The sequence below is a fragment of the Actinosynnema sp. NPDC059797 genome (assembly GCF_042732085.1).
Lineage (GTDB): Bacteria > Actinomycetota > Actinomycetes > Mycobacteriales > Pseudonocardiaceae > Actinosynnema.
Genome location: NZ_JBHWIE010000092.1, coordinates 1 through 26,105, shown reverse-complemented (window position 1 = coordinate 26,105; position 26,105 = coordinate 1). Strand labels below are relative to the sequence as shown.

Sequence of the window (26,105 nt, the reverse complement as noted above, 5' to 3'; positions counted from 1 at the left end):
TGCCGGAGCAGCTCGCAGGCTTCCTCGGGGCGCCCCAGGCCCAGCGCGAGCACGAGGGCGCGCACGGGCGCGACGCGCGACCACGTCGGCTCGTCGCGCCCGAGGGAGTCCAGGAACTCCAGCGCCTCGCCGGCCCGGCCGCGCAGCAGGAGCACGCCGGCCAGCACCTCGGCCACCCGGTCCCGGGCGCCGCTCCACCGGGCCAGGCAGCACAGCTCCTCGGCGCGGTCCAGCGCCAGCTCGCGCCAGGCCCGGTGGGTCGTCTCGACGAGCGCGGTGATGCCGTCGGGCGCGAAGGAGGCCGTGCCGCCGGTCCGGCACGGGTTGAACCGCCAGGCCCCGTTGTCGAGCACGACGTGGCCGGCGAGGTCGTCGCCGACGAGGTCGCGCAGCGCGCGCGGGTTGCCGGCGGTGACGGCGTGCAGGGCCTCGACGGTGGCGCGGTGGACGCGACCGCCCAGCACGCCGCCCAGCACGGCGCCGACCTCGTCGGCGCTCAGCGGGGGCAGGCACAGGATCTGGAAGTCGCGCTCGTAGCGCAGGCAGTCGAGGGGGTCGGGCCCGTTGGCGGGCGAGGCGCCGCTCGGCCTGGTGATGACCGGCAGCACGTCGCCGCGCCGGTGCAGGTCGCGCACGACGAGCATGCTCGCGTGGTCGGCCCGGTGCGCGTCGTCGACCACCAGCACCACGCGGCGGCCCTCGAACCGGTCCAGCAGGGCGTCCACCGCGTCCCGCACGGCGACGCCGAGCGGCGCGGTGACGGCGAAGTCCCCGGGCAGGTGCCGCCGCACCACGCCGAACGGGGCCGGGCCGCCGTCCGGGTGCAGGTGGACCACCTCGACGTCGACGCCCTCCAGGGCCCGCCGCAGCGCGGTGGTGCGACCCACGCCGGGCTCACCGGTGATCAGCAGCGGTCCCGCGTGCGCCCGGACCACCGTCGCGCGGATGCGCTCGACCTGCTCGGTCCTGCCGACGAAGTGCCACGGCATGGCTCCTCCAAGGTTCGGTTCACGTGGACCGCGACCGGGTGTGCCAGAAGGAGCACGGCTGTCGCGGCGTCCCCAAACGCCGCACCTCTTCGAGGCGGCACCTAGAAGGTGGCCGATGCCATATGACTGGTCAACGACGAAATAACACAGTCCTCGCTCAATCGGTCTAGGACCGGATGGGCGGACGGTTACAGGGCGTCATTCGGATCAACGGGCAGGTGGTAGGCGACCATGTAGGAGTCCGTGTCGGACGGGTAGACGACCACGAGCCGCATGGTCCGGTTACCCAGAGTGGGGTGGCGCAGGGTGCGCAGCCTGCTGCGCTGCTCGGTCACGTCGTGCTCCTCCCACCACAGCCGGAACTCCGCGCTGAGGCGCTTCATGTCCGCCACCAGCCTGGCGAGCCGCGCGTCGTGCGGGCGCCGCGCGGGCACGGTGCGCAGCCGCGCCACGATGTCCCGGGCGTCGGACTCCCAGTCGACGAACCTGATGCGCGCCGTCGGGTCGGTGAACATCCAGCGGACCATGTTGCGCTCGGCGGGCGCGATCGCGCCGAAGTCGGCGTACCACTCGGAGGTGGCGCGGTTCCACGCGATGATGTCACCGCTGAGGTTGAGCGCGTACACCGGGTAGGGCCCGATGCCCGTGGTGCCGACCAGTTGGCGGATCACCTCCTTCGGCGGGAAACCCGTGTCCAGCGGCTGGGGTTCGGCCACTTGCCCGTGCGCCAGCATGTGCATGTAGCGGCGTTCGTCCTCGGACAGCAGCAGCACCCGCGCGAGGCTGTCGAGCACCTCGGACGAGGGGCGGATCTTGCGGCCCTGCTCCAGGTAGCAGTACCAGGTCGGGCTCAACCCGGCCAGCACCGCGACCTCCTCGCGGCGCAGCCCGGCGGTCCGGCGGCGCGGACCGACGGGCAGCCCCACCTGTTCCGGGTGGATCCTTTCCCGTCGGCTGCGCAAGAACTGCGCGAGTTCACGACGGCCCAGGCCGCTGTCCAACCAAACCACCCCCCTGGAAACGATATCGCCCGCGGTGTCGCACGAGCGGATCCCGAGAGTGTGGATGCCCCCTGCGGCCGGCGCAATGCTGGTACCCGGAGTGCCACCACAAGCACGGTGTGGGAAACGGGCCCGGGCGGACGCATGGTAAGGGCGACGGACGGTTGAGAGAGGACAACTCGATGGGTTTCGACGCTCTTCTCCCACTCGCCGGGCTGCTCGGTGCGGCGGTCGTGTTCACCGGGTGGCTCAGCGTGCTCCGCACGGTGTTCACCCCGCGCCGGACCTCGACCGCCGCGGCGCGGTGGTCGGTGCGGGTCGTGGCCGCGACGGTGTTCACGATCGCCCGGCGCGCGCCGAGGGGGCTGAGGGAGAGGGTGCTCGACACCTGCATGCCGCTGAGCGTGTTCCTCATGCTGTGGTCCTGGCTGGTCCTCCAGGTGGTGGGGTTCGTGCTCGTCGCGATCGCGATCGGGGTCGTGGGCGCCCGGCCCGACGAGGTGGTCCGGTTCCTGACCCTCCACGACGACCAGGCGGCCGGCGCGGGGCTCGGCCTGCTGGTGTGGGTCTCCTGCGCGATGGTGCTCGCGGTGTTCATGGTGCACCTGCTCCGCCTGATGGACTCGTTCCGCCGCCGCGAGCTGCTGGTCACGGGCGGGATGATCACGGCCGTGGTCCCGTCGGACGCCGAGGTCCTGCTCGTCGAGCACCTCCGCACCGGGTCGCGGGAGCGGCTCGACGGCGCGTTCGCCCAGTGGTCGGCGTGGCTGGCCGACATCCGCGCCACCCACGTCTCCTACCCGTCCCTGCTCTACTACCGGCCCGCGAGCCAGTTCGAGTGGTTGCGCGCCGCGGTGGTCGTGCTCGACGCCGCGGCGCTGGTGCAGGCCATCGCGCCGCACTGGGCGCCGCCGCACACGAAGGCGCTGCTGCACAACGGGACGCACTGCCTGGAGGAGTCGGCCTCCAGGCTCGGCCTGCGGGTGCCCAGGACCGAGGTCAGCCTGCACGGGCGCGAGGAGCACGCGTTCTCCGACGCGATCGGGGCGGCCCTGGCCGCGGGGCTGCCGCCGGAGCGCACCGGCGAGGACGCCTGGCACGCCTTCCAGTCCGCGCGGACGCGGTACGCGCCGCACGTCAGCATGATCTCCGCGCACCTCATGTACGACTTCGAGCTGCCGGCGTCCCCGGACCCCGCCGCGGACGAGCGGACGAGGACCCCGGTCGCCTGAGCGGGCGCCGGGTGCCGCCACTCCACCGATGTCGCTTGCGTTTTTCACCAATTTGGGGGAACAGATGAGCAAGGACGACGAGTTACCCGGCTCCGCGATCCGCGACTCTGAATATCTTTCACTTTTCTGCCAGGAGTTCTTCACGCCACTGGCCCGATCCGACCAACGGCGCTGGGCCGAATCCTACGTCCGCGGGCTGATCCACGTCCCGGGGCGGAAATCCATTCGCAGGATATCGGATCACGTCGTCGGCTGGCGCGCCGACCAATGCCTCCAGCAGTTCGTCAACCAGAGCCCGTGGCGCTGGGAACCCGTCCGCCTCGGCCTGGCCCGGCACCTGTCCTCGGCGCTCGCGCCGCAGGCGTGGGTCGTGCGCGAGGTGGTGTTCCCCAAGAACGGCAGGAACTCCGTCGGCGTGGCGAAGCAGTACGTGGCCTCCGCGCGGCGAACCCTCAACTGCCAGAAGGGCATCGCGGTCTTCCTGGCCGGGCGGGACGCGAGCGTGCCGGTGAACTGGCGGCTGATGCTGCCGCGGTGCTGGGACGCCGACCAGAAGCGGCGGTCGAGGACGCACGTGCCCGACGAGGAGCTGCACCGCGAGTGGTGGGGCCACCTGGTGGAGGCGCTGGACGAGATGATCGACGACTGGCACCTGCCGCCGCCGCCGGTCGTGGTGGACGCCCGGCACGAGGTCGGCCTGGAGAACCTGGTGCGGGAACTGGGGAAGCGCGGGCTGTCCTACGTCGTGCGGGTCACGCCGGACACCCCCGCCGCGGCCGGCGCGGTTCGGGCGCCGGAGCGGCAGTCGACCGTCGAGGAACTGGTGATGATGTCGGCCCGGCACGGCCGGATGACGGTCCGCTGGGGGGACCGCGCCGACGGCCCGTCGGGCAGCTCGCACTTCGCCGTGGCCACCGTGCCGGCCCCCACCGGGCCGCCGCGCATCACCCCCGGCACGCCGTACCCCCGGCCGCGCCGGGTGCTGGCCGAGTGGCCGTCCGGCCAGGTGCGGCCGAGTTCGGTGTGGCTGACCAACCTCAACGCCTCGCGGATGACCGAGCTGATCGGCCTGACCCGGCTGCCGGAGCGGACCGGGGACGAGCTGGACAGGCTGCAGGACGACTTCGGGCTCCGGCACTTCGAGGGTCGCTCGTTCCGCGGGTGGCACCACCACGTCACCCTCGCGTCGGTCGCGCACGCCTACAGCGCCCTGTCGCGCCAACGGGACCGGCACTACGAGCTGTCCCTGCGACCCTACGCCTCCGGGGGCGTGCGATGACCGACGTGGACGAACTAAGAGAAGTTCACCTGTTCGCGGAGTTGGAGGACAAGGATTTGCAGTGGCTCGCCGAGGAGGGCGCGCGGCTGCTGCTGGCCGACGGCGAGGTCCTGTTCGAGGACGGCGAGACCGCGCGCCACTTCTACGTCCTGCTCGACGGCGAGCTGCTGATCACCAAGGTGATCGACGGCCGCGAGCACGTGCTGGGCAGGCACTCGGCCCGGGAGGCGCACCGGTCGCCGGAGGCGCCCGCGTCCCACGAGGACAAGCCGGTGGCGGCCCACCAGTTCACCGGCGAGCTGCCGCTGCTCGTGGGCGGCGGCTACCTCGCGAAGGCCACCGCGGTCGGGTCGACCGCGCTGCTGGCGTACGACAAGGCCGCGTTCCTGGAGCTGCTGCGGCGCTGCCCGCAGGTGTGCCAGGTGCTGCTGCCGGTGCTGGCCTGGCGGATCCACTCCTACGAGGCCCACGCGGGCCGGCGGGCGATGCTGGAGGGCCTGGGCACGCTCGCCGCCGGGCTCGTGCACGAGCTGAACAACCCGGTCGCCGCCATCTCGCGGTCGGCGGCGGAGCTGGGCTGCGCCGTGCGCGACCTGTCCGACTGGGTCCTGCGCTGGGGCGGCACCTCGTTGCCCCGGCAGCGGGAGGTGGTCGACGCGGTGCTGGCCCGCGCGGCGGAGAACGAGCAGGCCAACCGGCCGCGCGACGCGTTCGAGGCGGCGGAGATGGGCGACGCCGTGCGCGACTGGCTGGACGAGCGCGGCGTGACCGGCCTCGACGGCCTCGACGTGGTGCTCGCCGACCACGGCGTGACCCCCGACGTGCTGGGGGAGGTGGAGCGGGCGGTCCACGCCGAGGCGTTCGAAGCCGCGATCGGCTACCTCGGGCTGACGCTGTACAGCCGGTCGCTGGTGAAGGACCTGTCGGAGGCGGGGCGGCGCATCGGCGCGCTGCTGGGCTCGACCAAGGCGTACGCCAACCTCGACCGGGCGCCGGAGCAGGTCGTCGACCTGACCGAGGGCCTGGAGGCGACCCTGACCATGCAGTCGCGGCGGCTGACCGGCGTCCGGATCCGGCGGGACTACGCCGACCTGCCGCCGCTGCGGGTCTACCCGAGCGAGCTGAACCAGGTGTGGACCAACCTGGTGAACAACGCGGTCGACGCCATGTCGGGCCGCGGTGAACTGCGGATCAGCACCAAGCTGGAGGCGCACCACGCCGTCGTGGAGATCCGCGACTCGGGCGCCGGCATCCCGCCGGACGTGCTGCCGATGCTGTTCCAGCCGTTCTTCACGACGAAGGACATCGGCCAGGGCACCGGCCTGGGCCTGCACCTGAGCCACGACATCATCAGCCAGCGGCACAACGGCTCCATCGACGTCACGTCGGTGCCGGGCGACACCCGCTTCACGGTGCGCCTGCCGCTCGTGCCGTGACGCGCGGGCGGGGACCGGCGCGCGTCGCCGGTCCGCCCGGCCGGGTCGGGGCGCGCCGGCCCGGCGCGGCCCGCGCGGACCGGGATTCCCGGTCGCGGGCGCGAGTACCGGATCCCCGTCGACCTGCCAGTATCCGGTGTACGGCGGTGCGCGCGAAGCGGTAGGCTCAGACGCGCGGCGTCCGAGGGTGAACGGCGGGTCGCGCACATCCGAAAAATCCAAGACGAAGATCTCCGCGTGGGTTGGGAGAGCGCTCTCACAGGTTCTGGGAGCGCTCCCAGAGCCTTCGCGGGGCGGCTCGTGACGCTCCGGTCAGCCCGGTGCCCCGACCAGTGACTGGAGCCCAGTGGAGAGCACCGCCGAGAACCGCCGGCCCGAGCGGACCCCGCGTGCGGTGGTCGGGCGCGGTCGCGGTCTCGCCGGGGCGCGTCGCCACCGGGCCGTCGAGGCGATGGCGCCGTCCGGCCGGCATGCCCGCTGAGCCGGGTCGCGCGGGACGCCGCGTGGTGGAGCGGGAGGTGTCGGGGCGCCCGGTGGGCCTTCGCCTGGGTCCCGGCTCGGCTGACCTCCGGCCGGCCGATCCCCGCCCGGCCGATCCCCGCCCGGCCGACTCCGGGCCGGCAGGTCTTCTCGTGGCCGATTCCCGCGTGGTTGGCCCACGCCTGGCCGGCCTCCGCGTGGTTGGCTCCCGCCCGCCCGGCCTCCGCCCGACCGGCTCCCGCCCGACAGTCCTCCGCCCGGCGGTCCCGGCGCCGTGACCCGCCGCTCGCGCCCCCGCCGCCCGCGCCCGCACCGCTCCGGCCCCCTGCGTCGGTACCGGGTCCCGCACCTCTGCCCCTCCTGACCACATCCGCGCGCACGCGCAGCCGCCGCACGCGCCGCGGCGATACATTCGCCGTGGCCTGGACACACCGGAGAACCACATGGATCACGACGCGCCCTTCCTCGACGCCGGCCGGCCGGTCGCGGAGCGAGTGGCCGACCTGCTGGAACGCATGACCCTGCCCGAGAAGGTGGGGCAGATGATGCAGCTGGACTCGCGCGAGGACCTGGACGACCACGTGCTGCGCAAGCACGTCGGCTCGATCCTGCACACCTCGCCGGAGCGGGTCGTGCGCGCCCACGAGCTGACCGCCCGCACCCGCCTGCGCATCCCGCTGCTGGTCGCCGAGGACTGCATCCACGGGCACTCCTTCCACGAGGGCGCGACGATCTTCCCCACCCAGCTCGGCATGGCCGCGACGTGGAACCCCGGCCTGGTCGAGCGCGTGGCGCGGGCCACCGCCGTCGAGGTGGCCGCCACCGGTGTGCACTGGACCTTCTCGCCCGTGCTGTGCATCGCGCGCGACCTGCGGTGGGGCCGGGTGGACGAGACCTTCGGCGAGGACCCGGTGCTCATCGGCGAGCTGGCCTCGGCGATGGTGCGCGGCTACCAGGGCGACGGGCTCGGCGACCCCACCGCCATCCTGGCCACCGCCAAGCACTTCGCCGGCTACTCCGAGACGCAGGGCGGCCGGGACGCCAGCGAGGCCGACCTGTCGCGGCGCAAGCTGCGCTCGTGGTTCCTGCCCCCGTTCGAGCGGGTCGCCCGCGAGGGCTGCCGCACCTTCATGCTCGGCTACCAGACCACCGACGGCGTGCCGATCACCGTCAACTCCTGGCTGCTGGACGAGGTGCTGCGCGGTGAGTGGGGCTACACCGGCACGCTGGTCACCGACTGGGACAACGTCGGCCGCATGGTCTGGGAGCAGCGGGTGCAACCCGACTACGCCCACGCCGCCGCCGCGGCGGTCAAGGCCGGCAACGACATGATCATGACCACGCCGGGGTTCTTCGAGGGCGCGCTGCAGGCGGTCGAGCTGGGCCTGCTCGCCGAGGCCGACCTGGACCGCGCCGTGGCCCGCATCCTGGCGCTGAAGTTCGAGCTGGGCCTGTTCGAGGACCCGCGCCACCCCGACGCCGAGCGGCAGCGCGTCGTGATCGACCACCCCGACCACGCCGCGCTCAACCTGGAGGTGGCCCGGCGCTCGCTGGTGCTGCTGCGCAACGACGGCGTGCTGCCGCTGGACGGGGGAGACCGGCCCCGCCGGGTCGCGGTCGTCGGACCGCTGGCCGACGACGCCCAGACCCAGCTCGGCGACTGGGCCGGCTCCTCCGGGCAGGCCGACTGGCTGCCGGACGGCCAGCCGCGCGAGATGATCACCACCGTCCTCGACGGCCTGCGCGACCTCGTGCCCGACGGGTGGGAGGTGGTCCACGCCAGGGGCGCGGACATCCTCACCCTGGCGGCCGACCCGGAGGGCGACACGTTCCCGGACGGCCAGCCCAGACCGCAGGTGGTCGTGCCCTGCCCGCCGGACGAGGACCTGATCGCCGAGGCCGTCGCCGCCGCGCGCGACGCCGACTGCGTGGTCGCCGTCGTGGGCGACCGCATCGAACTGGTCGGCGAGGGCCGCTCCACCGCCACCCTGGACCTGATCGGCGGCCAGATCGCCCTGCTCGACGCCCTCGCCGCGACGGGCACCCCGCTGGTCGTGGTCCTGCTGGCCTCCAAGCCCCTGGTGCTGCCCGCCTCGGCCCTGGGCGCGGCCGCGCTGCTGTGGGTGGCCAACCCCGGCATGAAGGGCGGGCGGGCCATCGCCGAGCTGCTGCTCGGCCGGGTCGAGCCCAGCGGCCGCCTGCCCATCTCCTTCGCCCGCCACGTCGGCCAGCAGCCCACCTACTACAACCAGGTCCGCGGCCAGCACGGCGCCCGCTACGCCGACCACACCCAGGACCCGGCGTTCGCCTTCGGCGAGGGCCTGTCCTACACCGAGGTCGAGTACGCCGACCTCGGTGTGGAGGCCGCGGTCCTCGGCCCCGACGACCACCTCCGGGCCACCGTCACCGTGCGCAACACGGGCGCCCGCCCGGCCCGCGAGACGGTGCAGGCCTACGTCAGCGACACCGTCACGTCCGCCAGCTGGGCCGACAAGGAGCTGAAGGCGTTCCGCCAGGTCGACCTGGCACCGGGGGAGACCGCGACGGTGCGGCTGGACATCCCGGTCGCCGACTGCACCATCGTCGACGCGCAGGGGCGCCGGGTGGTCGAACCGGGCGAGTTCGCGCTGCTCGTCGGGCCCTCGTCCCGCGACTCGGCGCTGCTGCGGGTCGGCTTCACGGTGAAGAGCCCCGCCTGACGGCCCGGTGGTCCCCGGTCCGCCCTCGCGGGACCGGGGACCACCGTCACGACCGCGGCCGGGCCGACCTCTCCAGCGGGTCGCCCGGGGCGGTGCCCGGACCGGCGAGGTGGGCGGACCGCGCTCCCGGCGGTCGGGCGCCGGGGGTCAGCGCCGCGCCTTGCCGACGAACGCCACCGATCCGAGCACCACCGCGCAGCCCGCCAGTTGCGGCGCGCTCGGCCGTTCACCGAGCAGCGCGACGCCGAGCAGGATCGCGACCACCGGTTGCAGCAGCATCAGCGTCGCACCCGTGGAACTCGACATCCGTGGCAGCGCGGTCGAGATCAGCATCCAGCCCACGACCTGGCCGACCAGCGCGAGCGCCACCAGCCACCCGAGCGCCGGCCACCCCGGCGTGAGGTCCAGCCGGCCGGTGGGCACGCCGATCGCGGCGGCGACCACGCCCGCGGACACCGTGGCCAGGACCAGCGTGTGCTCCCGCGCGCCGGGGCCGGTGCTGTGCCGGATCAGCAGCAGGTAGGCGGAGTAGCCGAGGCCCGCGCCCAGCGCGAGCACCGCGCCCAGCACCGGGTCCGGTCCGAACGCGGGCGTCCCGGCGAGCCCGCCCGCCAGCACGATGCCGCCCAGCAGCACCGGCGCCGCGACCAGGAACCGGTTCGGCGGGCGCTCGCCGTGCACCAGGAACGCCACCGCGGGCACGATGACCACCTGCACCGACAGGATCACCGTGGCCACCCCGGCGCCGACGAGCCCGATGGCGTCGCCCCACAGCACGAAGTCCACGCCGAGCCCGATGCCGGCCAGCAGCGGCAGCAGCACCCGGCGGCGCGCCGTGCCGCGCCTGCGCTCCCACCACACCAGCGCCAGCAGCACCGGCAGCGACAGCAGGCAGCGCCAGAACGCGCTGGTGCTCCCGCTGGTCCCGGACACCTTGATGAAGATCGACGACAGGGCGATGCAGCAACTGCCCGCGGCGGCGAGCAGGGCCGGGCTGACCCCGGGCGACGCGGGGCGCGCCACGGCGGGACGGTGTTCGGTGCTGGTCACGCCCCTCAGCCTCGACGTCCCGAACGGCAAGCACCAGCGATTGTTCCTGCACGGAACCCGGTAGCATCCCTTCCGTGTTCGGCCTGGAGCGGATGCGCGCCCTGCACGCCGTGGCGACGCACGGGACGGTGGCCGCGGCGGCGTCCGCGCTGCACGTGACCCCGTCCGGGGTGTCCCAGCAGCTCGGGAAGCTGGAGCGGGAGGCCGGGCAGCGGCTGCTGGAGCCGCACGGCCGCAGCGTCCGGCTCACCACCGCGGGCCACGTGCTGGCCCGGCACGCCGAGCGCATCCTGGCCCAGGTCGAGCAGGCCCGCGCGGACCTGGAGCTGCTGCGCGAGGACGTCACCGGCACGGTGCGCGTCGGCGCCATCCCCACCACCGTGCACGCCCTGCTGCCGCCGGCGCTGGCGCTGCTGCGCGACCGGCACCCCGGCCTGGCGGTGACGCTGGAGGAGGGCGAGGCGGAGGAGACCCTGCCCCGGGTCGTGGCCGGCGGGCTCGACGTGGCCGTGCTGGACAGCTGGGAGCACCGGCCGGTGACCGTGCCGCCCACCCTGTCGCGCACGACCCTGCTGCACGACGTCGCCGACCTGGCGCTGCCCGCGTCCCACCGGTTGGCGCACCGCAAGGTCGTGGACCTGGCCGAGGTCGACGACCTGCCGTGGATCGGCTGGAGCGCCGGCTCCGGCTGCTTCGACTGGCTCACGCGCGTGCTGCGCGACCACGGCCCGGACGCCCGGATCAGCTGCGCCATCGGCAACTACCCCACCCAGCTCGCGCTGGTCGCGGGCAACGTGGGCGCCGCCGTCGTCCCGCGCCTCGGCCGGGACTCGGTGCCGGACGGCGTGCGCGTCCTGGCCACCCGCCCGGCGCTCAACCGCACCATCCACGCCGTGACCCGGGCCGAGGACGCCGACCGCGGGGTGGTCCGCGCCTGCGTGGACGCCCTCACCTCGGCCGCGGACCGCTTCCAGAACCTCGTCTGACCGGTCCTTCCGACCGCCACACCCCCTGCCGCCGCCCCGCGCGCCGTAACCCCTCGTGACCGGGCGAGCACACCCCCGGCCTGCGCCTTCGTCGGTCCGCAGCGATGTCGGGCCGGCCGCTACACCACCCCCTCCCCGTGCCGCTGGACTGGGCGCCAGGGGGGCGGCTCACCCACGATGGGGGTTCCGATGTCGGTCTTGGTGCTGGGTCGGCCCGCGGTGTCCGCCGGAGGGGTGCTGCGGCACCCCGCGCGACGGCGGGTGCGGGTCCTGCTGGGGGTGCTCGCCCTGCGGGCGAACCGGGCGTTGCCGCTGGACCAGCTCATCGAGGCGCTGTGGCCGGAGCGCCCGCCGCCCTCGGCGGCGGCGAACGTGCGCAGCCACCTGGCGGAGCTGCGCGGCCTGCTGCGGGCCGCCGACCCCGGGCAGCCGGGCATCGCCTCCACGCGCGACGGGTACGTGCTGGCCGCCGCGCCCGACCGGGTGGACGTGACCCTGTTCCAGCGGCTCGTGCTGGAGGGCCACGCGCTGCGGCGGCACGGCGCGCACCCGGCGGCGGTCCGGTCGCTGTCGCGGGCGGTGGGGTTGTGGCGGGGCCAGGTGATGGCGGGAGTGCCGGTGCCGGACCTGGTGCGGCCGGACGTGACGGTGCTGGACGAGCAGCGGCTGGGCGCGATCGAGGAGCTGGCCGGCGCGCGGCTCGCGCTGGGCCGCCACGAGGAACTCGTGCCCGCGCTGGCCGGGCTCGTGGTGGAGCACCCGCTGCGGGAACGGCTGTGGCACCACCTGGTCGCCGCGCTCGCCGCCTCGGGCCGCCGGACCGAGGCCATCGCGGTCTACCAACGGCTCGTCCGGGTGCTCCACGCGGAACTGGGCGTGACGCCGAGCGCGGCCACCCGGCGGCTCTACGAATCCGTTCGGCGCAGCGGGAAACGGTCACCGTGAACGGGCGGGCACGGCTGGGGAACGGAACCCGCGCCTTTTGTGTGCGCGGCCGTGTGCACCGAATTTCTACACTCCTGCCTCCCCTGAGGAAAGGAGCGCACATGACCACGGCCATGCTGCTCGACGCGGAGGAGACGGTCGCCCGCTGGCGGGCCGGCCTCGACGAGCCGGACAACCCGGCCGGCCCGCTGTTCGCCAGCGGCGAGTTCGCCGAGGGCGACATCGTGGCGTGCAACCCGCCCGGCAGCAGGTGCTCGGGCTGCACGGCGTCCGCCGGCGCTCGCTGCTGCTGACGATGGCGGACACCGAGGTCGGCGAACTCGACCACACCCTGGAGTGGCTGGTCGGTCCCGCGCTGGACCGGTTGGCCGGGCGACTGGCCGAGGTCGCCGACCTCGGCGTCGCGGAGGCGGGCGCGCTGCTGTCCGCCACCCGCGACGCGCTCGCGGACACCCTGCGCCGCCGGGTCGTCCGCGTCCTCGTGCTGGAGCTGCACGCGGCCCGCCTGACCGGCCGGCTCACCGCGCCCGACCCGAGGGGGCGCTGGGAGGAGTTCCTGCGGCGAGCGGCCGAACCCGCGTTCTGGCACGGCCTGACCGACCACTACCCGCACCTGGTCACCCGGCTGACGGCGATGACCGACAACCGGGTGGGCGCGGCGCTGGAGCTGGCGCGCCGCTTCGCCGCCGACCGGCCGCTGCTGCGCGGCGTGCTCGACGCCGACGCGGGCGGGTTGCGCGCGGTCGAGTTCGGCCAGGGCGACAGCCACCGCGGCGGGCGCACCGTGACGGTGCTGCGCTGCGACGGCGGCACGGTGGTCTACAAGCCGCGGCCGATGGACGTGGACCGGGAGCTGGCGCGGCTCCTGGCGGTGCTCACCGAAGGCGACGAACGACCGGTCCGGGTGCCGCGCGCGGTGGTCCGCGCCGGGTACGGCTGGGCCGAGCACGTCGAGCACCGGCACTGCGCCGACGACGCCGAGCTGGACGCGTTCTACCGCGGCCTGGGGCACTGGCTCGCGGTGATGCGCCTGGTCTCGGGCACCGACCTGCACGCGGAGAACATCATCGCCCACGGCCCGGTGCCGGTGGTCGTGGACTGCGAGAGCGTCTTCACGCCCCGCCCGCCGCACCCGCCGACCGGTGCGGGCGAGGCCACCGACCTGGTCGCCGAGCAGCTGACCGGCACCGTCATGCGCACCGGCCTGCTGCCCGGCCGGGGCAGCGGCCTGGGGTGGCGCGGCGTGGACGGCTCGGCCCTGGGCGCCCTGCCCGGCGAGCAGCCCGCGATCGGCCTGCCCGACCTGGTGGACGCGGGCACCGACCGGGCCCGGGTGGCGATCGTGCCGCGCCCTCCCGCGCCGGCCCGCAACCTGCCCAGCCCGCGACCCCGGCTGGTGCGGCACTGGCCCCGGGTGGTGGCGGGGTTCGACGAGATGGCCGCCCGGATCACCCGGCTGGACCGGGCCGGCCGGCTGGAGCCCCTGCTGGCGCCGTTCGCCGACTGCGTGGTGCGGGTGGTCGTGCGGGACACCGAGGCGTACGCCGAACTGGGGCGGATGCTGTGGCACCCGGCGGGCCTGCACGACCAGCCGGCGGCCGAGGAGCGGGCGCGGGCCCTGCTGGCGCGGCACTCGCTGAACACCCGCGGCCCGGGCGCGCCGGAGGTGCACCGCGGCGAGGTCGCGGACCTGCTGGTGGGCGACGTCCCGGTGTTCACCACGACCCCGGCGGAGGGCTTCCTGCGCACGGCGGACGGCCTGGTGTGCGGGCCGCGCGAGGACCAGGTGCGGTTGGCGCTGGAGCGCTGGCGCGCCGCGGACCTGGCGCTGGAGCGCCGCGTCACGCACGCCGCGCTGGTCAGCGCCTACCTCAACCAGGGCACGTGGCCCGACCCGGGCCGGATGGCGCCGCCCGGCGGGGCGGACCCGTCCCGGCTGGACGAGCGGCGGCGCTCGCGGGCCGGCCGGCTGATGGGCGTTCTGGTGGCCGAGGCGGTGCGCGGGTCGGACGGCACCGCCACGTGGTTCGCGCCCGTCCTCGACCGCTCGGGGTGGCAGACCACGCCCCTGACCCCGGACCTGTACGGCGGCACGCTCGGCGTGGCGCTGCTGCTCGCGGCGTACCGGCGGGAGGTGGCGGCCGGTCGCGCGGACCCCGTGGCCGGCGTGGACGACCTGCTGGCCGGCACCCTGGCCACGGCCCGCCGCACCCAGGTGTGGTGGGCCGACCAGGCGAGGCACACCCGGCGCCGCCCCGACCCGGTCGGCTCCTACATCGGCCTCGGCTCGCAGGTCTGGTGCTGGCTGGCGCTGGACCGGCTGGGGGTGCCCGCCGTCGAGGACGCGGTGTTCCTGGCCGAGCAGGTGCCCGCCGCGCTCGCCGCGAGCGAGGGACCGGACGTGGTGGTCGGCACGGCGGGCGCGATCGTGCCCATGCTGCTGCTGGCCGAGCGCACCGGGGAGACCCGCTACGCGGACCTGGCCGTCGAGGCGGGCCGCCGCCTGGCCGCGGACGCCGAGGTCGGGGGCGGCCGGGTGCGGTGGCCCGAGCCGACGTGGCCGGAGGGCATCGGCGGGTTCGCCCACGGCGCCACCGGCATCGGCTGGGCGCTGGGCCGGCTGGCCGACGCCACCGGCGAACCGTCCTTCGCCGACCTGGCGCGCGGCGCGGCGGCGTACGAGGAGACCTGGTACGACCCCGCGCGGCGGGCGTGGCGCGACCCGAGGGAGCCGGGCTCGGTCATCGCGGCGTGGTGCCACGGCGCGGTCGGCGTCGGGCTGGCGACCGCGGACCCGGACGTGCTGCGCCGGGCCGCCGCGTCGGGCCTGCGCGACGGCACGGGCTGGACGCACACCCTGTGCCACGGCGACCTCGGCGTGTGGGAGCTGCTGGTCCGGGCGCTCGACGAGGGCGTGGCGCCGGACGGGGTGACGCGGGAGGGCGTGGATGCGATGGTGATCGGCAGCCTGGAGGCGCACGGCCCCACCACGGGCCTGGCGCGCGAGGTGTACTCGCCGAGCGTGATGTCCGGCTCCGGCGGCATCGCCTACCAGCTCCTGCGCCTGCACCCCGGGTGCGACCTGCCCTCGGTCCTGCTGTTCGGGGACGGGCCGCGGTGACCGCGCCGGCGGACGACCCGCGCGACGGCAACCTCGTCACACCGCACTGGCAGCTCGACGAGTCGGCGGCCACGGCGCGGCGCGGCGTGCTGCGCGGCCTGCCCGGCGTGACGCGGCCGGTGCTGCGGCTGGTCCGGGACGCCGCGCCGGGCCCGGCGCTCGCGGTGGCCGTGCTCCAGGTGCTGTCCGGCCTGGCCGCCGCGTTCGGGCTGTTCGCCACCACCGGCGTGCTGACCGAGCTGCTGGAGGCCGGGCCGACCGCCGACCGGGTGGTGGCGGCCCTGCCGGACCTGCTGCTGGTGGGCGCGGCGTTCGGCCTGCGGGGCGCGCTGGACGTCGGCGTGTCCCTGGCGCACGCCCGGATCACCCCCGCCGTGCGGCGGCTCGCCGAGGAGCAGCTGTACCGGGCGAGCCTGGGGGCGGACCTCGCGGCGTTCGACGACGCCTCCTTCCACGACCGGATGCACCGCGCCCGCGACCGCGGCCTGTTCTACCTGGAGCGCGCCGCCGACAACCTCGTGGAGCTGGTCGGCGCCGTGCTGGGCCTGGTGGCCGCGGCGGGCAGCCTGGCCGCGCTGCACCCGGTGCTCGTGCCCGTGCTGCTGCTCGCGGTGATCCCGGACGGGTGGGCCGTGCACCGGTCCGCGCAGCTGGCCTACGCCAGCGTCGGCCGCACCGTCGTGCTGGACCGGCGCGTGCAGATGGTGGCCGACCTGGCGACCGAGCGGGAGCCGGCCGCGGAGATCCGCGCCTACCAGGCCGAGCCGTTCGTGCTGGCCGAGTACCGGATCGCCGCGGACCCGCTGCGCGACGAGGACGTGCGGCTGGCCACCGCGCAGGCGCGGGTGCGCGGCGTCGGGCGGGCGCTGGCCGGCGTCGGCCTGGCCGTCACCTACACCGCGCTGGGCCTGCTGGTCGGCAACGGCTGGGTGCCGCTGGCGGTGGCGGGCACCGCCGTGATCGCCGTGCGGGCCGCCACCACGGCCCTCAACCGCCTGGTGCTGGCCGCGAACCAGCTCGTCGAGCAGGGCATGTACGTGGCCGACTACCGGGACTTCCTGGACGCCGCCGCCCGGTCCCGGCGCACCGGCGCGGACGTGGCGGTCGACCCGTCGCGGGTGGCGCTGGACCGCGTGACCTTCCGCTACCCGGAGAGCGACCGGGACGCGGTGCGGGACGTGTCGCTCGCCATCGCGCCGGGCGAGACGATCGCGCTGGTCGGTGAGAACGGGTCGGGCAAGACCACGCTGGCCAAGCTCATCGCGGGCCTGTACGCGCCGACCTCCGGGCGGGTCCGGTGGTCCGGGGAGGACATCGCGGGCGTCGACCGCGCCCGCGTCGCCGACCGGGTGGTGATGGTGCTCCAGGACCCCGTGCGGTGGCCGCACACCGCGCACGTCAACGTCCGCGTGGGGCGGCACGACCGCCCCGACGCCGACGGCCGCGGCGTGCGCGAGGCGGCGGCCGGGTCCGGGGCGGACGAGGTGGTGGCGCGGCTGCCCGAGCGGTGGCGCACGCTGTTGTCCCGGCAGTTCCGGGGCGGCGTCGAGCTGTCCGGCGGGCAGTGGCAGCGCCTGGCCGTGGCCCGCGGCCTGTACCGGGACGCGCCGCTGCTGATCTGGGACGAGCCGACCGCGCCGCTGGACGCCAAGGCCGAGTTCGCGGTCTACGAGTCGCTGCGCGCCCTGGCCGCCGACCGCACCGTCGTGCTGATCACGCACCGGCTGGCGAGCGTGCGGCACGCCGACCGGGTCCTGCTGCTGCACGAGGGCGAACTCGTCGAGCAGGGCACGCACGCGGAGCTGCTCGCCCTGGGCGGCCGGTACGCGGACCTGTACGAGCTCCAGAGCAGGATGCACGCCGATGCTTGAGCTGGTGGAGCCGGGCGACCCGCGCTACGACCTGTCCCGCGCCCAGTTCATCGGCCGGCCGCGCGAGGTGCTGCCGCGCGCGGTGGCCCGGTGCGCGGGCGCGGAGGACGTGCGCGCGGCCCTGGCCCTGGCGCGCGACGGGGGCCTGCCGTTCGCGATCCGGGGCGGCGGGCACAGCAACGCCTGCCACTCCGCCACCCCCGGCCTGCTGCTGGACCTGGCCCCGGCCGACGGCGTGTCCGCGCGCGACGACCTGGTGACCGTCGGGGGAGGGGTCCGCGGCGGGCGGCTGGCCGAGGTGCTGGCGCCGCTGGGACGCCTGGTGCCGCTGGGCTCGTGCCCCTCGGTCGGCGTGGTCGGCGCGGCCCTCGGCGGCGGGTTCGGCGCCTGGGGGCGGCTGCACGGGCTGACGTGCGACGCGCTGGTGTCGGCGGAGGTCGTGTCGGCGTCCGGCGAGGTGGTCGTGGCGTCGGAGGACTCGCACCCCGACCTGTTCTGGGCGCTGCGGGGCGCGGGCGGCGGCAACTTCGGCGTGGTGGTGTCGGCGGTGTTCCGGACCGTGCCGGCCAGGCCGCGGACACACCTGCGGGCGGTGTTCGACTTCGCCTACGCCGCCGGGCTGGCGCGGTGGTGGCAGGCGTGGGACGCGCCGGACGACGTGAGCGTCGAACTGGTGCTGCTGTGCCCCGACTACCCGGAGGAGGAGCCGGTGGCGGTGCTCGTCGGCGCGGTGCCCGACCCGGTCGCCGCGGACGAGCTGCTGGGCCGCCTGCCCGTGCCGCTGGAGGTCGAGGTGGCCGTGGTGCCCGCCCACGACGCCGGCCTGGTGCAGGCCACGCCGCACTCGGCCACCGCGCGCGACCCCGCGGCCATCCCGCTGGTGTCACCGCGGCCGGGCATGTCGTCGTCGCGGACGGGGTTCTTCGACCGGCCCCTGCCCGAGGAGGCGGTGGGCGCGCTGCTCGCGCACCTGGTCGCCGGGCGGCGGTTCGGCGAGCTGAGGGAGCTGGCGTTCACGCCGTGGCGCGGCGCGTACGGGCGGGTCGCGCCGGGCGCCACGGCGTTCCCGCACCGCTCGCCCGCGTTCCTGCTCAAGCACACGGTGCTGGTCGGACCGGGCGCCGCCGAGCGGCGCGGCGACGAGGTGCTGCGGTGGCTGGGCGACGGGTGGGCGGTGGCCCGCCCGTGGGGCACGGGCGGCGTGTACGCGAACTTCCCCGACCCGGCGCACGAGGACTGGCTGACGGCCTACTACGGCGCCAACGCCGACCGGCTCAGGGCAGTCAAAGCGCGCTACGACCCGACCGGCGTGTTCACCTTCGCCCAGTCGATCCCGCCGCCGGCGGTGACCGGTCAGGCCGGGAAGACCCGGTAGAGGTCCCGGGCGCCGTTCTCCGGGGCGCAGACGTGGTGGCCCGCACCAAGGTGTCGTGATTATCTCTATTACTTCAGTGTAGACTAAAAATAGTGGTGAGCGGCGGGTTCGTCGCCCGTCGGCCCGCCTTGCTCCAGCCGGACGCATCCCGTCACCCGGTCAGGTCGTTCCACCGGGAGGTTCCTTGTCGGGTTCGGGTTCCCGCAATAGCGTCGCCCGTGCCGGCAAGCGGTGGAACGACCACGGGGGTCGCCATGACCGTCCAGTTGCCCTTCACCCAGCAGCACCCGCTCCGCGTCTCGCCCGAGCTGACCGCGCTGATCGGCAGCGGGGCCGTGCACCGGGTGCGCACGGTCGTCGGTGACGACGCCTGGCTGGTCACCGACTACGACCAGGTCCGCGCCCTGCTCTCCGACGAGCGCCTCGGTCGCGCCCACCGCGAACCCGGCACCGCCGCCCGCGCGGGCGCCTCGGCGCTGTTCGGCGGCCCGATGGGCGACTTCGACACCGAGCGCGCCGACCACCAGCGGCTGCGGCGCCTGCTCCAGCCGCACTTCACGCCCCGCCGCATGCGCGCCGTCCAACCGCGCGTCGAGGCCCTCGCCGAGGAGTTGGTCGACCAGGTGGCGCGGCAGACCCCGCCGGTCGACCTGCACCGGGCGCTCGCGCTGCCGCTGCCGATCCTGGTGATCTGCGAGCTGATCGGCGTGCCCTACGCCGATCGCGACGACTTCCGGGCGTGGAGCGACGCCGCCGGGGACATCCAGGACGCCGCCCGGTCCGCGCACGGCCTGGGCCGGCTCTACGAGTACGGCCGGCGGCTCGTGGCCCGCAAGCGCGAGGAGCCGGCCGAGGACGTGCTGTCCTGGCTGGCCCAGGCGGAGGACGTCGGCGACGAGGAAGCCGCGGTGCTGTCGATGGGGTTGTTGTTCGCGGGCCACGAGACCACCGTCGTGCAGATCGGCATGGGTGCGTTGGGCCTGTTGGCGAACCCCGACCAGTGGCGGGCGCTGCGCGAGGACCCCTCCCTGGTGCCCGGCGCGGTCGACGAGATCATGCGCATCCCCGGCATCAGCGGGGGAGGGGTGCCGCGGTACGCGCGGGTGGACCTGGAGGTCGACGGCGTGGCGATCAAGGCGGGTGACCTCGTGCTGCTCGACATCGGGGCGGCCAACCACGACCCGGAGGTCTTCCCCGACCCGGACCGGGTGGACGTGACCCGCCGCGCCGCCCATCACCTGTCCTTCGGTCACGGGGTCCACTACTGCATCGGGGCGCCTTTGGCGCGGTTGGAGTTGCAGGCGGTCTTCTCGCGGCTGCCCGTCCGCTTCCCGACGATGCGGTTGGCGGTGCCGCCGGAGGAGTTGACGATGCGCCGCGACGCCCTCACCGGAGGTCTCACGGCGTTGCCCGTGACGTGGTGACGCCGGTGGGTCCCCGGGCGCACAACCGTTCCACAACCCGCCCCCGGTAGGCAGTGCGCGGGAGCGGGCACGGGGAAGTGGCCCGCGGACGCGTGGGGTGGTGCATGAGGAAGACGACGATGTGGGTCCTCGCCTCGGTGTTGTCGGTGGGGTTGGCGCCGCCGGTCGCGGCCACGGCGGGTCCGGCGACCGGGATCGCGGGGGCCGGGATCGCGGGGGCCGGGATCGCACGAGCCGTGACCGGGCCGACCGTGACCGGGCCGACCGCGACCGGGCCGACCGCGACCGGGTCCACCGCGATCGGGCACACCGCGAGCGCGAGGGGCGCGACGGCGGTCGCGTGCGCGCCCGCGGCCGTCGAGGTCGGGGACGTGACTCAGGCCGAGGGCACCGGCGGGACCACCGCGTTCCGGTTCGCCGTCTCGGTCGCGGTGGCGCCCGGTTGTCCCGCGGTCGGTTCCGTGCGGTACCGCACGGTCGACGGCGTCCCCGCGGACCGGGACCCGGCCGTGGCCGGGTCCGACTACACCGCCGCGACCGGCGTGCTGACCTGGTTGGGCGACACGGCCACCAGGTACGTCACCGTCGCGGTCACGGCCGACGCCGCGCCCGAGCTGGTCGAGGTGTTCTGGCTGTCGCTGGACCAACCCGCCGGTGTGGTGATCACCGGGCGCAGCGGCGCGGGCTGGATCACCGACGACGACCGCCCGCGCACCTCGGGCTGCCCGCCCGAGGACCCCGACTGCGAGGGTCTGCTGTCGACCGAGGGCACGGGCGTGTGCTGGCGCGGCACCTGCGGCGCGAGCACGCACTTCTCGGTCGCCTCGGTCGAGACCCGGCAGGTGAGCGTGCGCACCCTGGACACCGGTCTCAAGGACCCCGGTTACGTGCCGGTCGAGGACTTGGTGCTCACCGTGCCGCCGGGTTCGCGGCGGGCCGTCGTGTGGTTCACCATCACCGCGCCACCGGGCCAGGACGTGCGGATCCCGGTGGAGTTCCACTCGCCCTCCGCGGGCGCACCGGGGAACATGCGCACCGTGCTGACCCTGGTCAGGAACTGATCACCGGACGCGTCAGGGCCTCGGCCTCGGCCGCCGCGCCCTCCTGCCGGTACAGCTCGATCGCGCGGGCCCGGTGGGAGGCCGCGGCGGCTTCGTCGCCCCGCCGCTCCTCCAGTTCGGCGAGGTCGCGGTGCACGGTGGCGTGTTCGTAGCCGTCCGGTGCGGTCCGGCGCACGGCCAGTGCCGCCTCCAGGTGCTCGCGCGCGCCGGCCAGGTCGTCCCGGCCCAGGCACGCCTGGCCCAGCCGGTCCAGCGCCACCGCCTCCACGTGGGGGTAGCGGTGCTCCCGGCTGATGGCCAGGGCCAGTTCGAACCCCTCGGCGGCGGCGGTGAAGTCACCGCGCAGCAGGTGGACCGCTCCGGTGTGCAGCAGCGTCTCCATCTCCATCCACACGTAGCCGGTCCTGCGGGTCAGTTCCAGCGCCCGGGCGAGGGTGGTCAGCGCCCGCCGGTGGTCGCCCAGCGCCATGTGGGCTTCTCCGAGGGTGTCCAGGGTGGCGGCTTCCAGGCGGGGCGCGTCCAGTCGCCGGAAGCGGTTCAGCGCGTCCAGCAGCGGTTCCAGCGCCTCTTCGGCCCGGCCCGTGCGGACCAGCGTGTTGCCCAGGTTCCGCTGGGACAGCGCCAGTCCCAGGTGGTTGCCGGCGGACCGGCAGCGGGCCACTGCCATGCGGTGTGCCGCCACGGCTTCGTCGAAGCGGCGCAGTTCCGCGTAGGTGTTGGCGAGGTTGTTGTAGACGTGGCCCTCGCCGTCGAGGTCGCCCGCCGCCTGTGCCGCCCGCAGGGCCAGGACGTGGGTGTCCAGTGCTTCGCGCAGCCGCCGGGTCATGTAGTGCGCCACGCCCAGCGCCCGCAGCATTTCCGCTTCGGCCAGCGGGTCGCCCAGTTCGCTCGCCGCCGCGGCGCCCTGCCGGCACAGCGCCACCCGCTCGGGCCAGTGGCCGGTGGCGTCGTAGAAGCTGGTGAGCAGGTAGGTGAATTGCCAGGCCGCGGTCAGCCGGCCGGTTTCCCGGGCGAAACGGGCCACGGGCACCAGGTTGGGCCGCTCGGCTTCCAGCAGTGCCAGCGCGGCCTGCTGGTCGGCCAGCGGCGGCAGCGCCGGCGCCGGGTGCCGCGGTGTCGGCGTCACCAGGTCGCGTCGGGGGTCGAGCACCCGGTTGGCGCGGTCGGCCACCAGCAGGTACCAGTCCACCAGTCGGTGCCCCACCTCGGCGATCGTGGCGGGGGTCTCGTCCTCGCGGGCCCGTTGCCGGGCGAATTCCCGGATCAGGTCGTGGAAGCGGTAGTGCCCGGGCCCCACCGCGGTGATCAGGTGTGCGGCGCGCAGTTCCTGCGCGGCGGCCCGGCCCTCCGCCGGTGGCACGCCGCACAGCGCGGCGCCCAGCGATGCCGTGAACGTCGTGCCCGGCGTCAGGCCCAGGAGCCGGAACATCCGCGTCAAGGTCAGCTCCAACGGCAGGTAGGCGCTGGTCAGCACGGTGCGCACGGTGCGGCTGTCACCGTCGACGGCCAGTGCGCCCAGCCGGTCGGCGCCGGCCAGTTCGGCGGCCAGCGCGGCGATCGGCACGTCCGGTTCACCGGTCAGGCGTGCCGCCGCGATCCGCAGGGCCAACGGCATCCCGCCGCACAGCCGGGCCAGCCGCGCGGTCGGCCCGCGTTCCCGTTCCACCCGGTGGGCTCCCAGCACGCTGGTCAGCAGCGCCACCGACGACCGGTGCCCCAGCGCGTCCAGCGCCAGCGGCCGCACCGCGCAGCGCGCGGCCAGCGCGGCCGGCGACCTCCTGCTGGTGACCAGCAGCCGGCTGCCGCCCGCGCCCGGCACCAGCGGCAGCACCTGCTCCACCGGGCCGGCGTCGTCCGCGACGACCAGGCACCGCTTGCCGTGCAGCAGCGACCGGTACAGGGCGGCCCGCTCGGCGGTCTCGCCCGGCACCCGGTCGGCGGGCAGGCCCAGGCTGCGCAACAGGTGGGCCAGCGCGTCGGCGGCGGTCACCGCGCGGCGCGGGTCGTGACCGCGCAGGTCCAGGAACACCTGGCCGTCGGGGAAGCGGTGCGCGACCCGGTGCGCCCATTCCACGGCCAGTGCCGTCTTGCCCATGCCCGCGGCTCCCGAGACCACCACCACGGGCTGGTCGTCGCCCGGTTCGTCGAGCACCCGGTCCAGCTCGGCCAGTTCGTCGTCGCGGCCGGTGAAGTACCCCGCGCGGGCCGGTAGCTGCGCGGGTCCCGCGGTGGTCCCGGGTGCGCCGTCCAGCACCGGGTCCCGGCGCACCACCGCGCTGTGCAGGGCCAGCAGCCGGGGCCCCGGTTCCGCGCCCAGTTCCTCCGCGATCCGGCGGCGCGCCCGGTGCAGGGCCGCCAACGCCTCGGTGTGCCGTCCGCAGCGGTACAGCGCCAGCACGTGGGACTCGACCAGGCGCTCGCGGGTCGGGTGCTCGGCGAGCAGGCGCGGCAGCCGCTCCGCGGCCTCGACGTGGTTGCCCGACCGCAGTTCGGCGTCCCACCGGCCTTCCAGCGCCGACAGCCGCAGTTCGCGCAGCCGTTCCACCTCCCTCAGCCCCCACCCCGACAGCGGGGCGTCCGCGAACGGCTCGCCGCGCCACAGCTCCGCCGCGGCCCGGAACGCCGCGAGCGCCTCGCCCACCGCGCCCAGTTCCGCGTCCCGCGCCGCCTCACGCGCCTGCCGCTCGAACCGCAGCGCGTCCACCGCCTCGGGCGGCACGTCCAGGACGTAGCCGGGGTTGCTGGTGCGCAGCACCGGGCCGAACCCGCAGGCGTCCAACGCCTGCCGCAGGCGCGCCACGTGGCTGTGCAGCGTCCGCACGGCCGTGCGCGGCGGGTCCTCGCCCCACACCGCGTCCACCAGCCGCCCCACCGGCAGCACCCGGCCGGCGTGCAGGGCCAGCAGCCCCAGCACGGCCCGCTGCCGCGCTCCCCGCAGCGCCGCCGGACCCGCCGGGCCGATCGCGCGCACGGGGCCCAGGACGCCCAGCTCGCCCACGTCGACCCCTTCCTCACCCGGCAAGGCCGACCGAGCGTAATCAGTCGTGTCGGCTCCGCGATACCTCTGGCCGGTCGAAGGTCGCCGGGACCCGCAACAGGTTCACAACCGGCGCGTCGCACGCTCACCGGGCCACTGCCCAACCGGAAGGTGAGGACCCATGCACAACACGTCGCCGCGACGACGGGGCGCCCTGTTCGCCCTGATCGTCGCGGCCCTCGCGGCCGCGTTCCTGACCGGGCCCTCCGGGGCCCGGGCGGTACCGGTCACCCCCGACGTCTTCATGCGCGACAACCTGTCCGACAGCGGGGCCGAGCCCGGCTCCGGCGACATCTGGAGCAGCCCCGACATCGTCGTCTGCGGCACGCCCGCCAAGTGCGCCGCGGACGTGTCGATCACGCCGGGCCAGACCTATTACGTCTTCGTCACCGCGTACAAGAACGGCCAGGGCGACGTGCCCGGCGTGCTCCACCTGTACCACACCAGGGCCGGTGGGAACGCCTCCTGGCCCTCGGGCTGGCAGGAGATCGGCTGGTACGGCACCACCATCACCGCCGCCACGCACACCTTCATGTTCCAGTGGACCGTGCCGAACGACTGGCGCCACTACTGCCTGCTGGCCCGCTGGGAGTCGGCCGCGGACCCGATGACCTTCACCGAGGGCGTCAGCACCGAGGACAACACCCGCAGGAACAACAACATCGCGTGGCACAACGTCGTGACGGCCTCCGCGGTGGCGAACGTCGACTTCCCCGTCGACTTCATGATCGGCAACCCGTTCCCGGCCACCGCGCAGGTCGGCCTGGGCATCGCCCCGGCGGGTGAACCGTTCGTCGGGCCCGGTCGCGTCGTCGTCGACCTGGGCGCGACGCTGTTCGAGCGCTGGCGCGCGGGCGGCGGGCAGGCCGTCGGCGTGCGGCAGGTCGGGACGACCCGGTTCCAGGTGGTCGACCCCAAGCTCGCCAGGTTCACCGGTCTCCAGCTCAGGGGCGGTGAACGACTGCCCCTGCAGGTCATCTTCACCGGCACCGCCGAGGCCAACGGCAAACCGGTCAACGTGTTCCAGACCGACGCGGAGGGCGTCGACCGGGGCGGCGTGCAGTACCGCCTGACCTTCCGCTAGCGCCCGGTCCCGGGGGCGGCCTCCGCGGTGAGCGATCACCGCGGAGGCCGTGGCGCGCCGGCGGGGTCAGCCGATCGGCGCGGTCGTGCTCGGGTGGGTCGTGGTGGGGTGGGTCGTGGTGGGCACCGTGCTGGTCGGGTAGGTGGTGCTGGGCAGGGTGCTGGTCGGGTAGGTCGTGCTGCCCGGCGTCGTCGGGGTCGCCGTGGGCGAGGGGACCGTCGTCGACGTGGGCGTCGGGCGGGTCGACGGGTAGCCCTCGCACGCCGGCTCGTCGGCCAGCCGCTCCTTCGCGTCGGCGATCCGCTGCTCCACCTGCTGCCGCTCCAACTTCGCGACCTCCCAGGCGGTCTTGGCGCGGTCCAGCTCCTCGCGCGACACGGCGCCGCTGTCGGCCAGCCTCTGCATCGCGTCGTAGTGGGCCTTCGCCAGCCGCTCCAGCTCCTGGCGCGGGGCCAGCTCGTCGAGCAGCCGGTTCAGCTCCAGCGACAGCGAGACGCATTTCTTCTTCGGGTCGTCGCCCAGCTCGTTGCGGCACCCGGCCTCGGCGTACTTCGCGTTGTTCAACGCGATGGCGGCCTGGTGCAGCGCCCTCTCGGCGGCACGCAGGTCGCTCGCGGAAGCGGCGTTGCGGTCGAACAGCGCCTTGATCCGGTCGTAGTGGCGCCTGGCCTGGTCGTGCAGCAGTTGCTGCTTGTCGACCTCCATCTTCTCGATGAGGCAGGCGTTGCCGTTGGGCGGCACCTGCGGGTAGGGGGTGGTCGGCGGCACGGGGGCCGCCAGCGCGACGGTCGCCGCCGCGACGACGGCGACCACCGGTAACAGGATGCGGAGCAGGGTTCTCACGGAAGTCCTCCCGGGGCGCGTCCGGCCGGGTGGGACCCGGCGGAGCGATGCGACGGTAGGGCAACGCCGGCGCGCCCCGACAGCCTCCGGTCGCCACTTCCGCAGGTGGACGCCCCGAACCGGTTCAGGTTCCCGCACCCCGCACCCCGCCGCGCGCACCCCACCGCGCGCACCCCACCGCGCGCACCCCAC

18 protein-coding genes are annotated in these 26,105 nt (G+C 75.2%); 13 read left to right on the top strand and 5 right to left on the bottom strand.

The window, feature by feature from the left end; translation table 11 throughout:
- Both ACFV4N_RS21435 and ACFV4N_RS21430 read right to left on the bottom strand, forming a co-directional pair.
- Positions 1-989, bottom strand: a 989-nt coding sequence (locus ACFV4N_RS21435) for an AAA family ATPase (RefSeq protein ID WP_499674329.1), incomplete at its 3' end; no start/stop codon positions are given.
- Positions 990-1,177: 188 nt separating this feature from the next.
- On the bottom strand, positions 1,178-1,999 hold the full coding sequence (locus ACFV4N_RS21430; protein ID WP_499674328.1) for a helix-turn-helix transcriptional regulator: 822 nt from the start codon (positions 1,997-1,999) through the stop codon (positions 1,178-1,180).
- A 173-nt stretch (positions 2,000-2,172) separates the two neighbouring features.
- Between ACFV4N_RS21430 and ACFV4N_RS21425 the strand changes: the two genes are divergently transcribed.
- From ACFV4N_RS21425 to ACFV4N_RS21410, 4 genes are all read left to right on the top strand, one after another.
- Positions 2,173-3,222, top strand: coding sequence for a hypothetical protein (locus ACFV4N_RS21425; protein ID WP_499674327.1), 1,050 nt, complete (start codon positions 2,173-2,175; stop codon positions 3,220-3,222).
- A gap of 64 nt (positions 3,223-3,286) precedes the next feature.
- The gene (locus ACFV4N_RS21420) at positions 3,287-4,501 is read left to right on the top strand and encodes an IS701 family transposase (protein WP_499674326.1); all 1,215 of its coding nucleotides are present in this window, start codon (positions 3,287-3,289) and stop codon (positions 4,499-4,501) included.
- On the top strand, positions 4,498-5,937 hold the full coding sequence (locus ACFV4N_RS21415; protein ID WP_499674325.1) for an ATP-binding protein: 1,440 nt from the start codon (positions 4,498-4,500) through the stop codon (positions 5,935-5,937). The genes ACFV4N_RS21420 and ACFV4N_RS21415 overlap by 4 nt, the downstream gene beginning before the upstream one ends.
- Before the next feature lie 923 nt (positions 5,938-6,860).
- Positions 6,861-9,116 (top strand): exo-beta-d-1,3/1,6-glucosidase, encoded by a 2,256-nt coding sequence (locus tag ACFV4N_RS21410; RefSeq protein ID WP_499674324.1) that lies wholly within the window; start codon positions 6,861-6,863, stop codon positions 9,114-9,116.
- A 147-nt stretch (positions 9,117-9,263) separates the two neighbouring features.
- On the opposite strand, the gene ACFV4N_RS21405 is transcribed toward ACFV4N_RS21410, so the two are convergent.
- Complete coding sequence (locus ACFV4N_RS21405; RefSeq protein WP_499674323.1) at positions 9,264-10,166, bottom strand: DMT family transporter; 903 nt, start codon at positions 10,164-10,166, stop codon at positions 9,264-9,266.
- Positions 10,167-10,240: 74 nt separating this feature from the next.
- Between ACFV4N_RS21405 and ACFV4N_RS21400 the strand changes: the two genes are divergently transcribed.
- From ACFV4N_RS21400 to ACFV4N_RS21365, 8 genes are all read left to right on the top strand, one after another.
- The gene (locus tag ACFV4N_RS21400) at positions 10,241-11,152 is read left to right on the top strand and encodes a LysR family transcriptional regulator (RefSeq protein ID WP_499674322.1); all 912 of its coding nucleotides are present in this window, start codon (positions 10,241-10,243) and stop codon (positions 11,150-11,152) included.
- Between the two features lie 189 nt (positions 11,153-11,341).
- On the top strand, positions 11,342-12,097 hold the full coding sequence (locus ACFV4N_RS21395; protein WP_499674321.1) for an AfsR/SARP family transcriptional regulator: 756 nt from the start codon (positions 11,342-11,344) through the stop codon (positions 12,095-12,097).
- 101 nt (positions 12,098-12,198) lie between these two features.
- Positions 12,199-12,390, top strand: coding sequence for a DUF6229 family protein (locus ACFV4N_RS21390; protein ID WP_499674320.1), 192 nt, complete (start codon positions 12,199-12,201; stop codon positions 12,388-12,390).
- On the top strand, positions 12,327-15,218 hold the full coding sequence (locus tag ACFV4N_RS21385) for a type 2 lanthipeptide synthetase LanM family protein (RefSeq protein ID WP_499674319.1): 2,892 nt from the start codon (positions 12,327-12,329) through the stop codon (positions 15,216-15,218). Before ACFV4N_RS21390 ends, ACFV4N_RS21385 begins: the two co-directional genes overlap by 64 nt.
- On the top strand, positions 15,215-17,089 hold the full coding sequence (locus ACFV4N_RS21380; RefSeq protein WP_499674318.1) for an ABC transporter ATP-binding protein: 1,875 nt from the start codon (positions 15,215-15,217) through the stop codon (positions 17,087-17,089). Before ACFV4N_RS21385 ends, ACFV4N_RS21380 begins: the two co-directional genes overlap by 4 nt.
- A complete protein-coding gene (locus ACFV4N_RS21375; RefSeq protein ID WP_499674317.1) occupies positions 17,082-18,464 on the top strand; it encodes an FAD-binding oxidoreductase in 1,383 nt (460 codons plus the stop codon). The genes ACFV4N_RS21380 and ACFV4N_RS21375 overlap by 8 nt, the downstream gene beginning before the upstream one ends.
- 254 nt (positions 18,465-18,718) lie before the next feature.
- The gene (locus ACFV4N_RS21370) at positions 18,719-19,888 is read left to right on the top strand and encodes a cytochrome P450 (protein ID WP_499674316.1); all 1,170 of its coding nucleotides are present in this window, start codon (positions 18,719-18,721) and stop codon (positions 19,886-19,888) included.
- Positions 19,889-19,992: 104 nt separating this feature from the next.
- On the top strand, positions 19,993-20,949 hold the full coding sequence (locus ACFV4N_RS21365) for a hypothetical protein (protein WP_499674315.1): 957 nt from the start codon (positions 19,993-19,995) through the stop codon (positions 20,947-20,949).
- On the opposite strand, the gene ACFV4N_RS21360 is transcribed toward ACFV4N_RS21365, so the two are convergent.
- Positions 20,939-23,971, bottom strand: coding sequence for an AfsR/SARP family transcriptional regulator (locus ACFV4N_RS21360; protein ID WP_499674314.1), 3,033 nt, complete (start codon positions 23,969-23,971; stop codon positions 20,939-20,941). The genes ACFV4N_RS21365 and ACFV4N_RS21360 overlap by 11 nt on opposite strands.
- A 136-nt stretch (positions 23,972-24,107) precedes the next feature.
- Here ACFV4N_RS21360 and ACFV4N_RS21355 point away from each other — a divergent pair, with 136 nt between their 5' ends.
- Positions 24,108-25,070: a hypothetical protein gene (locus ACFV4N_RS21355; RefSeq protein WP_499674313.1), complete on the top strand. Its 963-nt coding sequence runs from the start codon at positions 24,108-24,110 to the stop codon at positions 25,068-25,070.
- 66 nt (positions 25,071-25,136) lie between these two features.
- Here the strand turns inward: ACFV4N_RS21355 and ACFV4N_RS21350 are convergent, their stop codons facing one another.
- Positions 25,137-25,913, bottom strand: a complete 777-nt coding sequence (locus ACFV4N_RS21350) for a hypothetical protein (RefSeq protein WP_499674312.1) — start codon at positions 25,911-25,913, stop codon at positions 25,137-25,139.
- Positions 25,914-26,105 lie beyond the last annotated feature (192 nt).